Annotated in this window: 17 protein-coding genes; 10 read left to right on the top strand and 7 right to left on the bottom strand. The window is 57.3% G+C overall.

The features are described from left to right. Positions 1–611 (bottom strand): MoxR family ATPase (locus AAAC48_RS08300; RefSeq protein ID WP_340653730.1); only part of this gene is annotated, 611 nt, incomplete at its 3' end. Positions 612–624: 13 nt separating this feature from the next. Then, positions 625–1,080 (bottom strand): flavin reductase, encoded by a 456-nt coding sequence (locus AAAC48_RS08295; RefSeq protein ID WP_340653733.1) that lies wholly within the window; start codon positions 1,078–1,080, stop codon positions 625–627. Between the two features lie 247 nt (positions 1,081–1,327). Between AAAC48_RS08295 and AAAC48_RS08290 the strand changes: the two genes are divergently transcribed. From AAAC48_RS08290 to purB, 5 genes are all read left to right on the top strand, one after another. Beyond that, positions 1,328–2,410 carry a branched-chain amino acid ABC transporter substrate-binding protein gene (locus AAAC48_RS08290; RefSeq protein ID WP_340653729.1) on the top strand — a complete coding sequence of 361 codons (1,083 nt, stop codon included), beginning with the start codon at positions 1,328–1,330 and terminating at the stop codon, positions 2,408–2,410. After that, positions 2,410–3,417 (top strand): P1 family peptidase, encoded by a 1,008-nt coding sequence (locus AAAC48_RS08285; RefSeq protein ID WP_340653728.1) that lies wholly within the window; start codon positions 2,410–2,412, stop codon positions 3,415–3,417. The genes AAAC48_RS08290 and AAAC48_RS08285 overlap by 1 nt, the downstream gene beginning before the upstream one ends. Before the next feature lie 69 nt (positions 3,418–3,486). Then, on the top strand, positions 3,487–4,161 hold the full coding sequence (gene rpe, locus AAAC48_RS08280; protein WP_340653727.1) for a ribulose-phosphate 3-epimerase: 675 nt from the start codon (positions 3,487–3,489) through the stop codon (positions 4,159–4,161). Continuing rightward, positions 4,158–4,889 carry a DUF2259 domain-containing protein gene (locus AAAC48_RS08275; protein ID WP_340653726.1) on the top strand — a complete coding sequence of 244 codons (732 nt, stop codon included), beginning with the start codon at positions 4,158–4,160 and terminating at the stop codon, positions 4,887–4,889. Before rpe ends, AAAC48_RS08275 begins: the two co-directional genes overlap by 4 nt. A 91-nt stretch (positions 4,890–4,980) precedes the next feature. Beyond that, positions 4,981–6,297: an adenylosuccinate lyase gene (purB, locus tag AAAC48_RS08270; RefSeq protein ID WP_340653725.1), complete on the top strand. Its 1,317-nt coding sequence runs from the start codon at positions 4,981–4,983 to the stop codon at positions 6,295–6,297. A gap of 524 nt (positions 6,298–6,821) precedes the next feature. Here the strand turns inward: purB and AAAC48_RS08265 are convergent. Next, positions 6,822–7,631: a VOC family protein gene (locus tag AAAC48_RS08265; protein ID WP_340653732.1), complete on the bottom strand. Its 810-nt coding sequence runs from the start codon at positions 7,629–7,631 to the stop codon at positions 6,822–6,824. A gap of 529 nt (positions 7,632–8,160) precedes the next feature. Between AAAC48_RS08265 and AAAC48_RS08260 the strand changes: the two genes are divergently transcribed. Further along, positions 8,161–8,781: a glycoside hydrolase family 25 protein gene (locus AAAC48_RS08260; RefSeq protein WP_340653724.1), complete on the top strand. Its 621-nt coding sequence runs from the start codon at positions 8,161–8,163 to the stop codon at positions 8,779–8,781. 41 nt (positions 8,782–8,822) lie between these two features. On the opposite strand, the gene AAAC48_RS08255 is transcribed toward AAAC48_RS08260, so the two are convergent. Continuing rightward, complete coding sequence (locus AAAC48_RS08255) at positions 8,823–9,806, bottom strand: NAD(P)-dependent oxidoreductase (RefSeq protein ID WP_340653723.1); 984 nt, start codon at positions 9,804–9,806, stop codon at positions 8,823–8,825. A 284-nt stretch (positions 9,807–10,090) separates the two neighbouring features. Here AAAC48_RS08255 and AAAC48_RS08250 point away from each other — a divergent pair, with 284 nt between their 5' ends. Next, entirely contained in the window at positions 10,091–10,639 is a 549-nt protein-coding gene (locus AAAC48_RS08250; protein ID WP_340653722.1) for an alpha/beta hydrolase, read from the top strand. A 24-nt stretch (positions 10,640–10,663) separates the two neighbouring features. On the opposite strand, the gene AAAC48_RS08245 is transcribed toward AAAC48_RS08250, so the two are convergent. Next, on the bottom strand, positions 10,664–12,112 hold the full coding sequence (locus AAAC48_RS08245; protein ID WP_340653721.1) for a LuxR C-terminal-related transcriptional regulator: 1,449 nt from the start codon (positions 12,110–12,112) through the stop codon (positions 10,664–10,666). Positions 12,113–12,285: 173 nt separating this feature from the next. Here AAAC48_RS08245 and AAAC48_RS08240 point away from each other — a divergent pair, with 173 nt between their 5' ends. Next, positions 12,286–12,594 carry a hypothetical protein gene (locus AAAC48_RS08240; RefSeq protein ID WP_340653720.1) on the top strand — a complete coding sequence of 103 codons (309 nt, stop codon included), beginning with the start codon at positions 12,286–12,288 and terminating at the stop codon, positions 12,592–12,594. Between the two features lie 21 nt (positions 12,595–12,615). Here AAAC48_RS08240 and AAAC48_RS08235 read toward each other — a convergent pair whose 3' ends face one another. Together AAAC48_RS08235 and AAAC48_RS08230 are read right to left on the bottom strand one after the other, a co-directional pair. Continuing rightward, positions 12,616–13,386 (bottom strand): aldolase/citrate lyase family protein, encoded by a 771-nt coding sequence (locus tag AAAC48_RS08235; RefSeq protein ID WP_340653731.1) that lies wholly within the window; start codon positions 13,384–13,386, stop codon positions 12,616–12,618. A gap of 121 nt (positions 13,387–13,507) precedes the next feature. Next, positions 13,508–13,825 (bottom strand): DUF1476 domain-containing protein, encoded by a 318-nt coding sequence (locus tag AAAC48_RS08230; protein ID WP_340653719.1) that lies wholly within the window; start codon positions 13,823–13,825, stop codon positions 13,508–13,510. 328 nt (positions 13,826–14,153) lie between these two features. Between AAAC48_RS08230 and purC the strand changes: the two genes are divergently transcribed. Together purC and purS are read left to right on the top strand one after the other, a co-directional pair. After that, on the top strand, positions 14,154–14,918 hold the full coding sequence (purC, locus tag AAAC48_RS08225; protein WP_340653718.1) for a phosphoribosylaminoimidazolesuccinocarboxamide synthase: 765 nt from the start codon (positions 14,154–14,156) through the stop codon (positions 14,916–14,918). An 18-nt stretch (positions 14,919–14,936) separates the two neighbouring features. Further along, the gene (gene purS / locus AAAC48_RS08220) at positions 14,937–15,176 is read left to right on the top strand and encodes a phosphoribosylformylglycinamidine synthase subunit PurS (protein WP_099998662.1); all 240 of its coding nucleotides are present in this window, start codon (positions 14,937–14,939) and stop codon (positions 15,174–15,176) included. The last annotated feature ends 172 nt before the right edge of the window (positions 15,177–15,348 follow it).

Below are 15,348 nucleotides of genomic sequence, written 5' to 3'. Positions count from 1 at the left end.
ACCCAGTGGTAGAGGCAACGCCGTTTCAGTGCATCGTGAATTTCACGTGTCCGGTTCGTCGTGATGATAACGACCGGCGGTTCGGCGGCATGGATGGTTCCGAGTTCCGGTATCGTGACCTGGAAATCCGACAGCACTTCAAGCAGGAACGCCTCGAAAGCCTCGTCCGTCCGGTCAAGCTCATCGATCAGAAAGATCGGCGCTTTACCAGGTTCACCTGATAGCGCCTGCAATACAGGTCTGCGGATAAGAAATTTTTCTGAGAAGACATTACGTTCGATCGCCGTCTTGTCGACCTTTCCGCTAGCCTCATCCAGCCGGATCTCGATCATCTGCGCTGCATAATTCCACTCATAAACGGCAGACGAGACGTCGAGCCCTTCATAGCATTGCAGGCGGATCAATGGCCGGTCCAGCATCGTGGCAAGCACCTTGGCGATCTCGGTTTTGCCGACGCCAGCCTCGCCTTCGAGAAACAACGGCCGCTTCATGCGCAGGCTCAGAAACAGCACTGTCGCCAGCGCGCGATCGGCGACATAACCACCCGCTTCAAGCAGGGCTAGCGTATCGTCGATCGATTGCGGCAGGGACGGAACGGACTTTCCAGCCATGATGTCTCCGGTGCTAATCTCCTGCGCTGCGATAGGAGCGGTTGAGGTAGATCAAGGATCGGCCCGGATCGCCGATATTCAGCGCTGTCACCTTGCCGTAGATCACATAGTGCGTTGCTACTTCATGTGTCGCGATGATGCGGCAATCAAAACTTGCAAGCGCGTCCATCAGCACGGGCGCTCCGGTTTGCAACGTTTGCCAACGTCCAAGCGCAAACCGGTCCTGCTGCGAAAGCTCCCCCTTGCCAGAAAATGCTTCGGAAAGCGCTTGCTGCCCGATTGAGAGCGTGTTCAGGGCAAAGACCTGATTTTCGATGAAGAGATGGTTGAATTCGTGCTGGCGGTTGAGGCAGACGAGCATGGTCGCGGGGTTATCGGAAACCGAACAGACCGCCGAAATTGTCACACCGCGGCGGCCGGCCGGGCCATCCGTGGTGAGGATGTGGACCGCCTCGGCAAAATGGCTCATGGCATTGCGAAATGCGAGCGGCTCTATCTTCTGATCTTTGGCAATAAGCACAATTCTATTTCCGTTTCTGAACCATCACTATCGCAACATGTGTCTCAGCCATAGGGGCAGATTATTTTTTCCGATAACTTCCTTTTATTTTTTCCGATAACTTCCTTTTATATAGAGCCCGATTGCACAGAGTGAAGGAAACAGTTACCGAAAACGTGTAAAGGCTTACCGTCCAAGAGGAAACGGCATTTTCGCAATGAATTCCATGATACGCACCGCAACGCTTGGCCTCTGCCTGTTGTCCTGCAGTGTCGCATATGCGGAAGACAAGATTGGCGTTATTGCGCCGCTTTCCGGTTCCTTTGCGCGCCTTGGTGCACAATTGGTCGACGGCGCGACGATTGCCGTAGCTGCGAACAAGAATGGCCAGCCAATCTCGATAATCACCGCCGATGACAAGTGCGATGCAGCCGGTGGCACAGCTGCGGCAAAGCAAATGGTTCAGGCGAACGTGATGATCGTCGTCGGTTTTCTCTGCGCTGAATCGCTCGAAGCGGCACTGCCGATCCTCAGTCAGAAGGGAATTCCGGTTATTACGCCCGGCGTGCGGTCGCAGACATTGACCGAATTGCGGGCTGATCAGACCTACCCCGTCTTCAGGGTTGCACCGTCAGATCACAACGAGGCAAACGAAACTGGCGATATCCTCACAGGACTCTGGCATTCGACACCTTTTGCCATCATCGATGACGGAACGATTTTTGGTCGCGAGCTTGCAACCGGTGTACGTACCCGCCTTGAGGAGAAAGGTCTGAAACCGGTCTTTACCGATACCTATCGGCCAGGGCTCGACAACCAGAATGCGCTGGTCGGGCGCCTGAAACGTGCCGGCGCTACCCAGGTGTTCGTTGGCGGCGAACGGGATGATGTGGCTGCCATCGGCCGAAGCGCGCTGGCACTGAGCTATCCGCTGGTCGTCGTCAGCGGCGAGGCTTTGAACGCGCCGGGCAATGGCAGCGATCTGCCCGTCGGCACTTTGATGATCGCGCCGCGCGAGCCGCAAACGCTGGAAAGCGCGCACAACGCCAAGAATTCGATCGAATTGGCTGGAAAAGTGCCAGAAGGCTATACTGTGCCGGCGTTTGCCGCGGCAGAAGCGGCAATTCAGGTGCTGACCGCCGCCCAATCGCAGGCTGGATCGCTGACTGAGCTCCTCCACAAGAACGTTTTTGAAACGGCGCTGGGTTCAGTCCAATTCGATGCCAGAGGCGAGCGTATCGCTGACACATATCGCCTGCAGAAATATGACGGCAGCCAGTTCGTGCTGGAGACCAATTGATGGCGATGAGAACCGGATCGCAAAACTTGATCACCGATGTCGTGGGGCTGCGTGTTGGCAATGCTTCCGACAGCCAGATTAAATCGGGGTGCACGGCTGTCCTTTGCGACAATCCCGCAACTGCAGCAGTCCAGGTGCTCGGCGGCGCTCCAGGCACCCGGGAAACGGATCTGCTCGACCCGCATAATACGGTCGAGGCGATCAACGCGCTGGTACTATCGGGCGGATCAGCCTTCGGGCTCGATGCAGCGTCGGGTGTCCAGGCTGCCTTGCGCGAAAAGGGCATCGGCTTTGAGGTCGGCACGCAGCGCATCCCCATTGTTCCCGCTGCCATCCTCTTCGACATGCTGAATGGTGGCGACAAGGACTGGGGCCGCTATCCACCTTACCGCGAGCTGGGTTACGACGCGGTGCAGTCCGCATCGCGCGATTTCGCGCTTGGAACGATCGGCGCCGGTACCGGCGCGACAGTCACCGGATTGAAGGGCGGTCTCGGCTCCGCTTCGTCGCTGCTGGAAGGCGGCACGACGATTGGCGCGCTCGTGGCGGTCAATGCGTTGGGTTCGGTAACGATCGCAAAGAGTGCACATTTTTGGGCTGCGCCGTTCGAAATCGGCGATGAGTTCGGCGGGCTTGGCTTACCGCATCCGCTTCCTGCTGATGCTGTCGAGATCAGAACAAAGTTCAATGATCCGGTGCCTCAGGCGAACACCACGATAGCTGTGATTGCTACCGATCTGATATTGACGAAAGCACAGGCAAAGCGCCTTGCCATTGCCGCCCATGACGGCTTTGCCCGGGCGATCTGGCCATCGCACACCCCTTTCGATGGCGATCTGGTGTTCGCTCTCGCGACGGGAACCAGTGGCCGGACACCCGAAATGGCTGAATTCATTGACCTTTGCGCTGCCGCAGCTTCGACCATGGCACGCGCCATCGCTCGCGGTGTCCACGCGGCGACGCCAGCGGACAATGATCCTTTCCCGGTTTGGCGGTCGCGCATCTGACAGTTTCGATTGTGCCGTCGTGGCACCCGTGGTAACCGGCGCGCACGATATTCCACCGGAGATACTTCCATGAGCCGTCCGCTCGTCATTGCCCCGTCCATTCTTGCTTCGGATTTCTCCAAGCTTGGCTCGGAAGTCACCACCGTCTTGCAGGCGGGCGCCGACTGGATCCATATCGACGTCATGGACGGGCACTTCGTCCCCAATATCACCTTCGGTCCCGAGGTGGTGAAAGCAATCCGCCCGCTGACCGATGCGGTGTTCGATACACATCTGATGATTTCGCCCTGCGATCCCTATCTTGAGGCTTTCGCCAAGGCTGGTTCGGACATCATCACCATCCACGCCGAAGCAGGGCCGCATCTGCATCGCTCGCTGCAGGCGATCCGCACACTCGGCAAGAAGGCCGGTGTTGCGCTCAATCCTGCCACGCCGGAATCAGCCATCGAATATGTTCTGAACGATGTGGATCTCGTCCTCGTCATGACGGTCAATCCCGGCTTCGGCGGCCAGAAATTCATCGCCGAGACCCAAGAAAAGATACGCAAAATCAAGGCGATGATCGGTAGTCGCCCGATTGACCTCGAAGTGGACGGCGGTATTACTGCCGAGACAGCAGCACTGGCTACAGCCGCGGGAGCCAATGCGCTGGTTGCCGGCTCGGCGGTCTACAAGGGGGGATCGGAAGCAGCGTATCGGGCAAATATCGACCTGATCCGCAGTTCTTGCATGAAAGGATCATGATGGGATTCCGCCAAGCGCTCGCCGCACTGCTCCTAGCTTCCTGGCCGATGGCGGCACAGGCGGGAGATGCGGCAAAACTTGATATCCTTGGCTTTTCCAAGGATGGCGGGATTTTCGCGTTCGAAGAATATGGCGTGCAGGACGGTTCAGGTTTTCCCTATGCCAACCGGTTCTATATCGACACAGCAACCGACAAGTTTGTCGCCAAGACACCGGTGCGCGTCAGGCTCGACGACGAGCATTCATCGATCGAGAACGCCCGCAACAAGGCGAGCCTGGACGCACAGGGAGTGACATCGCTGGCCGATGAGGAATTGCGTGCGACGGCTGGTGCCACGGTCGCTTTCAATCCTGTGACGGAACTCTCGGCTGACCCGTTCAAGGTCAAGATAAATCCGCGCCCCGTCTTTCCCGCCATCGATCCAGCACTGATAATCCAGCTTGAAGAGATCGCGGTGCCAGCGAGCGAAACATGCCAAAATACTGGTGAAATCAAAGGCTTCCGCCTGACCGCTCTTGAAGACAAGGCAGATGCCAAACCGGAACTGCTCCATGAAGATACGTCTGTTCCAACGAGCCGCGGCTGTCCTCAGGGTTACAGCATCGGCGCCGTGCAGACGTACTATCCCGAGGCTGGCAAGCCGGTGATCGCAGTCATGATCGCCGTTCGTGGCATGGGTTTCGAAGGCCCGGATTACCGCTGGCTGGCGGTCACCAAACGCCAATAGCACCGCATCTGCAAAGAGTAGCGTTGAGTGATCGGCTCCGGTCTGCTAGACCGCGCTCAAGCCCATAAATCCATCGCCGACAGGAAAACATATGATCCCGCGCTATTCGCGGCCCGAAATGGTCGCCATCTGGTCCCCGGAAACAAAATTCCGCATCTGGTTCGAAATCGAAGCCCATGCCTGCGACGCACTCGCCGAGCTCGGCGTGATTCCGAAGGAAGCGGCAAAAACCATCTGGGAAAAGGGCGGGGCAGCCACTTTCGACATCGACCGCATCGACGAGATCGAGCGCGAGACAAAGCACGATGTCATCGCTTTCCTTACACATTTGGCGGAGATTGTCGGCCCCGATGCGCGTTTCGTGCACCAGGGCATGACCTCCTCCGATGTGCTTGACACCTGCTTCAACGTGCAGCTGATGCGCGCCAGCGACATCCTTCTCGCCGATCTCGACAAGCTTTTGGCAGCGCTGAAGAAGCGGGCTTTTGAACATAAGGACACAGTCACCATCGGCCGCAGCCACGGTATTCATGCCGAGCCGACGACCTTCGGCGTCAAGCTGGCGCAGGCCTATGCCGAGTTCGAGCGTTGCCGAAACCGCCTCGTCGCCGCACGCGCGGAGATTGCAACCTGCGCCATTTCCGGCGCGGTCGGCACCTTCGCCAATATCGATCCGCGCGTGGAAGAACATGTCGCCAAGGCATTGGGAATGCAGGCAGAACCGGTTTCGACGCAGGTTATCCCGCGCGATCGGCATGCCATGTATTTCGCAACCTTGGGTGTTATCGCCTCATCGATCGAGCGGCTCTCCGTCGAGATCCGCCACCTGCAGCGGACCGAGGTTCTGGAGGCGGAGGAGTATTTCTCTCCCGGCCAGAAGGGCTCGTCGGCCATGCCGCATAAGCGCAATCCGGTGCTGACCGAGAACATGACCGGCCTCGCCCGCATGGTTCGCGCCTTTGCGCTGCCCGCAATGGAGAATGTCGCGCTTTGGCACGAACGCGATATTTCGCACTCTTCGGTGGAGCGCATGATCGGCCCGGATGCGACGATCACCCTCGATTTCGCGCTGGCCCGTATGGTCGGCGTCATCGAAAAGCTGCTGGTGTACCCGGATAACATGTTGAAAAACATGAACAAGTTCCGCGGGCTGATCCATTCGCAGCGCGTGCTTCTGGCTCTGACGCAGGCCGGCGTTTCCCGCGAGGATTCATACCGTCTGGTCCAGCGCAATGCGATGAAAGTCTGGGAACACGGCAAGGATTTCCTCGAGGAACTGCTCGCCGACGCCGATGTCCGGGCAGCCCTCCTGGAGGAAACAATCCGTGAAAAGTTCGATCTCGGCTACCACACCAAGCATGTCGATACGATCTTCAAGCGCGTGTTTGGCTCAACTGGCAGCAACTGATTTAAAGCCAACGGTTGAGAAAACCGTGCCATTTTTCGAGGGTTCTTGGCAAGAATCGCGTGATCTTGTCTGAGATTGACACAAGATTGAGCGTTGCTTCTGCCGGAATAGCGGTTTCGTTTGTGAAAACGACCAGAAAGCGCCAGCAGCAACGACGCGATCCGGAAATTAATTGAACGAGCGTTCGATTAATTTTTCCGGATTTTTGCATGCTGGAGTTGCGTTGAAGCGAGTTTCCGTAACGATGGGTACGGCGCCCTATTGTTGGCGATTGTCACCAAGGTTCGATGCAGACTTCTCTCCCCCTTGTGAGGAGAAGGCGATCTCGACATCTTGGCGAGCGAAGCGAAGCTCAGGGCCAGAAATCAAAAGAGAGGGGATAAATGATAACTTATCCAACAAATCCCCTCTCTTGGATTTTCTAAGGATTGGCTCCGCCAACGCCAAGAAAATCCTATCTCTCCCGCAAGGGGAGAGATAACCGGCACCAACTGTTGAGTGTGAATGTTAAACGTAAGCCCCGACTAACCCTTTGCCGGCACGATCCTGATCACATTGCCCCAGGGATCGACAATCTCGCGCTCGTCCTTGGCATCGGCAGAACTGAACTCGGCCCAGGCCAGACCCGAGCGGTCATTGTCGCGGCGACCGGCGCCGCGGCTCTGCCAGGAATTGGCGGCGACATGGTGATGATAGCCACCAGTCGACATGAACACGGCGCTGCCGCCGAACCCGGCAACGGTCTGCAACCCGAGTTCGCTCTGCCACCAGTTCTCGGCTTCCTTGGCATTGCCGACGCGCAGGTGGAGGTGGCCGACCATCGTGCCGTCCGGCGCAGAGGTCCAGGGAACATCATTGCCTGGCTCGCCAAGCAGATTGCCAACATCCAGCGCCTCGGTGGCCATCTGCACGGACGAGCCGTTCCATTTCCAGTTCTCATGCGGACGGTCCGCATAAATCTCGATACCATTGCCTTCCGGGTCGGTCAGATAGATCGCCTCGCTCACAAGATGGTCGGAGGCGCCGACGATGGGTGTCCGCTTGTCGATCGCCCGCCTCGCCCAGCGGGCGAGGTCGGCGCGTGCCGGCAGGAGAAATGCGGTGTGATAGAGACCGGCGCTATGCGGATCGTCGGCACGAACAGCCGAGGCTTGCTCGATCTCGAGCAGCGGCGTTCCACCCGCGCCAAGAATGACCGACTGCCCCTTGCGCGAAATCTCGCGCAGGCCAACGACGTCCTGGTAATATTTTGACAGCGTCTCGGCGTCCTTGGCCTTGATGCCAACCTTCGACACATGGGTCGGTGCCGTCGCTGCAAAGGAAATCTTGTCCATTTTTGTCTCCGCGCGGGCAGTTCCCGCTGTTGCGACCAGAGCCGCCGCACCACCAACCACATCCCGGCGTGTGAGCTTCATGCGCATCCCTTCGCAACATATCAGTTTCGTTGAGCGTAAGGTCGGATTTATCCGCACCGGAAACAAGCCCGGCGCGAGCGAACAGCTTGTTCACTAATAATGAACCGATGCAGGTGAATTGTTTACCGCTGAACGCACCTCGCCTGCCGCTGTTTTTGCGTGGTTCGAGAAGCGCTCCATGAGGACGCTGAACCGGTAAGGCTTTGCTCCATGCTTTCGTGAAAGCTGCGGACCACGGCGACCGTCAATCGACAAAACATGTTCTGTAAAAAGATACTTCCAGCGAATTAGCCAAAGCGGGTTAACTATTGATGATTAAGAACACAATTGTTCTTGGCAATTGTCATTCTCTGTCCACAAGTATATATTTGTAATATTATTTTTATTTCAGAATATATATCCCATGCGCGATAAAAACCAGATGACAACATCATCAGGGGGATAGGTCATGAACCTGAATGCGGTAATAGATATTTCGCATCACAACGGCACCCGGTTGCGCTTTGACAAGGCGCGCGATGATGGCATCGCGGGCGTAATCCAGAAAGCAACGCAAGGCGAAGGCTATGTCGACCGGACATTCGCACGGAACCGGACAGCAGCGCTCGATTCCGGTCTGCTGTTCGGGGCCTATCATTTCGGCACCGGCGCCAATGGCATCTCCCAGGCCGAGCATTTCCTGCGGACCGTCGATCCAGACGAGAATACGGTTGTCGTGCTTGATTTCGAGGACAATCCCACCGGCAGCTCGATGACGCTGGAAGAGGCGCGGTCCTTCGTCACACACATCCACGCAGTGCTGGGCCGCTGGCCAGGCCTCTACAGCGGTCATACAATCAAACGGGCGCTCGGCAGCACGGTCGACCGCACGCTACGCAATTGCTGGTTCTGGCTGGCGCAATACGGCCCTACGCCGGTGGTCCCGGCAACCTGGGATACTTACAAACTATGGCAATATACCGATGGCGGTGTCGGCCCCGAACCCCACAAGGTCGACGGCATCGGCACGTGCGATCGCGAATTTTTCCAAGGGAACATGAACGAACTGCGGACCTGGTGGGGACATTAGGGTTCGCCAGGCCTCCTCTCCCGGCGACCAGGAGGGGAGGCCTACTCGACGGGATATGGTCCTTCTGAAAAGCTCTCGGCATGATAGCCCTTTGAGCCTATGCGCCGGGCGAGTGGACTACGCATGTCTTCACCCGCCTTTAGACGCTCGATCAGAAACCGGAAATCATAGCACGGCTTAAAGCCGAGTTCGTTCCGCGCCCGCTCATTGACATAGACGCGGTCGATGCTGTCGAGCATTGTCCAGCCACGCCGCTCGAACTCTGCTTCATATTCGGGAACGTGACGCCGGACAGCGCTGGGAGCGTTCGCTCGCAGGAGCGGCAGATCTTCCGGTGAAAATGGCGTGGTAGCGCTGATAATATAACGCCGGAAGCCGATGAGAGGCGCTTTTTCAGCAGCCAGCAGATGCGCGCTGACAATGTCCTCTATATCGACCCGCCGGTAGAGAAATTCGTTCAGTTTGATGTTTTCATCGGCAAAGCCATCCCGGACAGTTTTGTTGTCGTCCCTTTCCGGGAAGAAGCGTGATGTCCGCAACACCATGGTCGCCAGTCCATGGTTTCTATGGAACAGCTGGCATAACTCTTCGGCAGCGGCCTTGGTCACTCCATAGATGTTCTTCGGGATGGGCTGGACATCCTCGGTGATCCACGCCGCTGGCGCGCCGTCCGGCGGTACCAGCGCATCGCCAAAGACGCTCGTCGTGCTGGTATAGATGAAGGATTCCACATAGGCTGCTGCTGCAGTTTCGAGGAGATTGAGCGTTCCGGTGATATTCGTATCGACGAAATCCTGCCGCGCATGGGTCGCAACATGCGGCTTGTGCAGGGTTGCGGCGTGGAAGACCCTCCGCACCCCCTGCATGCTGTGCTTGACAAATGCCCTGTCAGCAACCGAACCGACATGGGTGGTGAACGGACCTTCAATAATGTCGAGCCCGGCAACTTGCTCGCCCCTGTCGCGCAACGTGCGCACCAGCGCCTCGCCCAGATGGCCGGAACTGCCAGTAACCAATACCGTCATGATTGCGTCATTCCTCGCAGAATTGGAATCAGAGGGAGGTTAGCATTGAGAGCAATCGGGAGTGAAGAGCGGGCTTCAGGAAGTCTGCAATCTCGAACCAGGCCGATCTCTCCCCTTGCGGGAGAGAAAGCGATTTCGGCATCTTGAGCCGATGGATCAGCAAATCCCCTCACTTGGATTTCTCTCCCGCAAGGGGAGAGATAATCGGCCGCATCACCAGTCAGCATTCACTGGTTATTCGCTCCATATTGCGATCCCGCCGCATTTTTCCTAAATACGGACGCATGAAAGTCAAAGACGCCGATATTCTCATTGTTCCCGGTTATACCAATTCCGGCCCGGATCACTGGCAAACGCGCTGGGAGTCAAAACTCTCCACCGCCCGCCGTGTCGAGCAGGCGGAATGGGCCAAGCCCGTGCGAGAGGACTGGGTGGCCGAGGTGGTCAAATCCGTCAATGCAGCGACGCGTCCCGTCGTTATCGTTGCGCATTCGCTGGGCGTGCCAACCTTCATCCACGCCATTCCGGAAATCGGCAGCAAGGTCAAAGGTGCATTCCTGGTGACGCCGCCGGATGTTTCCAACCCGAAGATCCGGCCGAAGCATCTGATGACATTCGGGCCCTACCCGCTTGAGCCTTTCCCCTTTCCGTCGATCGTCGTCGCCAGCCGCAATGATCATTATTGCAGCTATGACGTGGCGGACGATCTCGCCGCCTCATGGGGATCGATGATCATCGATGCAGGGGAATCCGGGCATCTCAATGCCGAGAGCGGCCATGGCCCCTGGCCGGAGGGCTCCATGGTGTTCGCGCAGTTTCTGTCGCGGTTGTAACACTCGTCACATCTGAACCGGCGTTCAGACCAACCTTGCTCGCTTCGCGCCGTGCCGGATAGAGGCCATCGCGGGCGGATTGGTGACGGGATATCCGGCAATGAAGTGCTCTGCTGTGTACTTCGGGCATTCACTTGCCAAGCGCCGGGTCAGCTTCGCAGCGTCTTCGTCCTCGCCAAGCAGGGCGTGCGCCATTGCACGGAACATCAGTGTCGACGGCATATCCGGTGCGCGGCGGAATGCGGCTATGCACTCCCGGTAGCGTCCGAGGACAAATGTCACGCGGCCCAGCATGCTGAAATACCAGGACGGCGCAAGGGCGTTGATACAAAGGGCACGATTGATCAGGAGGTAGCCCGCTTCAGGGTCGCCCGCCGCAAGTGCACGGCTTCCGGCGACGAGCGCCAGCGTATCGCCATCATTCGGTGCGGCCGCGAGCGCCAGGGTATTTTCCTCGATCGCACCGTCAAAATCGCCATCGCACGCTCGAAGATCACCTGCGGCCTGGCGTGCCAAGCCATCTCCAGGGTCGAGCGCAAAGGATTTGTTGGCACAACAACTAAAATTTGCCAGCGACATGGCCGTATCATCGGCGTAACCGTTGCTTCCCTGCACCGCATAGGCGAACCCCAGTTCCAGCCATGCTCGCGCAAATGCAGGGTCTAGCTCGATGGCGCGCGACAGCAGGCGTATCGCCTCTGCGTTGGAGGTGCGGGAGTACATATTCAGCTGTTCGACACCGAGCAGGTGATAATCATAGCCTCCAAGACTCCCGGGAGGCTTTCGCCGTACGATGTTCCGCTGGATATGTGCCAGCTTGCCACAACACCCAGCAAGCGCGTTTATGATGTTTTCGGTGACTGAATCCTGAATAGCGAACATGTCGGCGGCCGGCCTTTCGTAGCGTGCCGACCAAAGATCTGCACCGGTACAGGCGTCAACCAACTGCACCGAAATACGCACCTGCCGGCTCGTGGCCTGCAGACTACCTTCGAGCAGATAGTCGGCATTCAATTCCCGTCCGATGCTCCGCAAATCTTCGCATCGTCCCTTGAAGGTGAGCATCGTCAAGCGGGCAATTACTGCAAGGTCCGGATAACGTGCCAGATCAGCGATGATGTCGGCCGAAAGGCACTCCGCCAGATGCGCCAAGCGTTCATCGCTCCCCAGATTGTCAAACGGCAAAACCGCAACGATTGGCGGCCCGGAATTTTTATGGGTCAAGCCGTTCGGAATACTTTTAGCGGTGTCTTCCATTCGTCCCACAGCAAGCAGGTTTGCAAGTGCGAGCTTATTGTGGACACCGAGCTTCTGATAAATGGCGGATAGATGCGTCCGGACGGTAGCAGGGGATATGAAGAGCGTTTCGCCGATTTCCCGGTAGGTCATTCCTTGCGCAAATTTGGTTGCGACCAGCTCTTCACGGATCGACAGACCAGTGTTTTGCTCGGCATCCATATTACGGCCAGGCACTGCAATCTCTCCCCCCGGGCGAGTTCCGATCGCACAACCTAAAAATACTACATTTGCATGACTAAAGACACTGCATCTGCACGATTCCGCCGGTGTCTTCCCGGCCGTAGGATTAGCGATCGGCTCGGGCTCCGCCTTTCGCAGCCCCAGTTCAGCCGCTAGGGGAGGCATCCATGAAGAAGCTGTTGGTAGCTGGGGGTCTGCTGGCCCTGTTGTTGGCACCGAGCTGGTCCCAGGAGCCGAGCCAACCCAAACCAATAATCTCGGAAGAAATGGTCAGGATCATCAGCGCCAAGGCTTACTCGAAACTCCTCCTGCAGGCATATGAGAAAGGCTGGCGCTATCCACGAAGCCAGATCGAGAAGGGATTCAAGCGCCATTTCGAAGAATTGAAGCTGCAACTGGTCGCTCAGGGATACGCAATCATATCCCAGGACGCCGAGGAGGATTTGAATGCCCGCCCGTTGCCGAGGGATCTGTGACAAGGCAGGAAATCCCTTCAACTACACCTTCAACGCATCCAGCAAGCTTTCCACGCCGAGGGTGAGGTACGCGGTATCGACTGCCAGCGGGAGATAGGTGTAGCCGAGCGCCGCAAAGCGCTTGGCCAGCGCGGGGGTCGCGGCATAGATGCCGCAAAGCTTGCCGGCAGCCTTCGCCTTGACAGCAATCTGCGTCAGCGGCTCGATGATGGCTTCGGAACCCGCATCAACCTCGGCGCCATTGCTCCAGGCAATGGAGAAATCCGAAGGACCGACAAAGACGCCGTCTATGCCATCGACCGCCAGAATATCGTCCAGCGCCTCATAGGCGGCGCGTGTCTCGATCATGGCAAAGGACAGCGTCGCTTCGTTGACCTGACGCAGGTAGCCGCCAGACCCTCCTGCGCCATAACTGCCCGGACGACCACGCAACTGCCCCCAGGAACGCTCCCCCAAGGGCGGGTATTTCATCGCAGCTGCAAAAAGCCTTGCATCTTCGGCGCTGTTGATCATTGGCGCAATGACACCTTCGGCACCGAAATCCAGCGCACGGCTCGCCATATCGAAGCGCCCGACCGGAATGCGCACGAGGGTGTGCTTGCCGGCAGCACGCAGCACGCCGGTGAGCGCTACGGCGCTCGCTGTGTCATGTGCACCGTGCTGCATGTCTAGAAGCACCGCATCGAGGGGTGTTCGAGCGAGAGCCTCCATGACCAGCGGATCTGTGAGGCTCGACCAGCCTGAATAGACGGTCTCGCCGGATCTCAAACGCGATGCAAGCGACATGATGATTCCTCAACGGGTGTTTTTTGGGATTATGGGAAGCCTCAAGGGCGCGGGTCAAGCGAAGCTTCGCACCAGCAAATAAAAAGCCCGGCACCATGGCCGGGCTCTTTATCGAAATTTCAGCGGATCAGGAGCCTTCGACCTGGCGAATGGCCTCGATCATCAGCTCTTCCATGGTGCGGCGGATACGATGGTCGGACTTGTCGACGCCGGCCGCATCGAAGTCGGCACGGATCTTGCGGAAGACATCATCATCGCCGGCTTCCTGGAAATCCGCCTTGATGACTTCCTTCGCATAGGCCTCGGCCTCTTCGCCGGTCTTGCCGAGCTTTTCCGCCGCCCAAAGGCCGAGAAGCTTGTTCCGCCGTGCTTCCGCCCTGAAACGCACTTCTGCGTCATGCGCATACTTGTTTTCAAAGGCGTTTTTGCGATCTTCCATTGTCATCCTCTCTTGCTCCCGCAAAATGATCGGTTACTTCAACGCTAATCTACATTGGGACCTTGGGCGTTTTTCAGGCAAATTCCCAATGTTTAAAGTTGTTCAGTTTCATATAGCCGTTCTCCAGAAAATCGAAAGTCTCAAATTATACACCTTGAGCCGTGCCTGGTCACATTGTCGTAGAACCACCATATACCCCATATATCTCACAAAACCGGGGACCTCCATAAAGGATGATTGTAGAATGCTTGCATTTAAGATAGTTAGCGCGCCAACATGACGGCACTGCACATATCCGGGGCCGACCGATAACTCCAATACCAGAGAATCCGCAATGAACCGTCGCCGCCGTGTCTACGAAGGCAAAGCCAAGATCCTTTATGAAGGACCAGAACCGGGCACACTCGTCCAGCACTTCAAAGACGATACAACAGTACTGCACCCCAAGAAGACTCAAGTCATCGACGGCAAAGGCGTTCTGAACAACCGCATTTCCGAATATGTCTTCAGCCAGCTGAACCGCATGGGGATTCCGACGCACTTCATCCGCCGCCTCAACATGCGCGAGCAGCTGATCAAGGAAGTCGAGATCATCCCGCTGCAGGTGGTCGTTCGCAATATCGCCGCCGGCTCGCTGGCAAAGCGCCTCGGCATCGAGGAAGGCACTGTTCTGCCGCGCTCGATCATCGAGTTCTATTACAAGAACGACGAGCTCGACGACCCAATGGTGTCGGAAGAGCACATCACCGCCTTTGGCTGGGCAGCCCCGCAGGAGATCGACGACATCATGGCGCTGGCCATCCGCGTCAACGACTTCCTCAGCGGCCTGTTTCTCGGCGTCGGCATCCAGCTCGTCGATTTCAAGATCGAATGCGGCCGCCTCTATGAAGGCGATCTGATGCGCATTGTCCTTGCCGACGAATTCTCGCCGGATTCGGCCAGGCTCTGGGATAGCCAGACCGCCGAAAAGATGGACAAGGACCGGTTCCGCCGTGATATGGGCGGGCTGATCGAGGCCTATCAGGAAGTCGCACGCCGCCTCGGCATCATGAATGAAAATGAACCAACGCGCCCGACGGGGCCCGTACTAGTCAAATAAGCTTGGAGAAGACAGTCGATGAAGGCACGTGTCACTGTAACCTTGAAGAATGGCGTTCTTGACCCGCAGGGCAAGGCAATCGTCGGTGCGCTGGGCAGTCTTGGTTTCGATGGCGTTGGTTCGGTACGCCAGGGTAAGGTTTTCGATGTCGAACTCGACACGACAGACCGCTCCAAGGCCGAAGCAAACCTCAAGGCGATGTGCGAAAAGCTCCTCGCGAATACGGTGATTGAAGATTACAGTGTGGCGATTGATTGATGACTTTTTAAGGATTCGCCATGGTCGAAGTGACGCAGGAACTGATATTCGAAGTCCCTAAAAAAATGCAAGTCGATGTCGCACACCTGAAAGATGGTATGCGGGATTTGCGTCAAGGTAATATTCGGATTCGCGCTGATATTCATATCATGCAAGGTGATATCAACGCACT

This window comes from Phyllobacterium sp., assembly GCF_037994405.1.
Taxonomy (GTDB): domain Bacteria; phylum Pseudomonadota; class Alphaproteobacteria; order Rhizobiales; family Rhizobiaceae; genus Phyllobacterium.
Note: the sequence above shows the minus strand (reverse complement) of the source record. Positions and strands in the feature narration are given on the sequence as shown.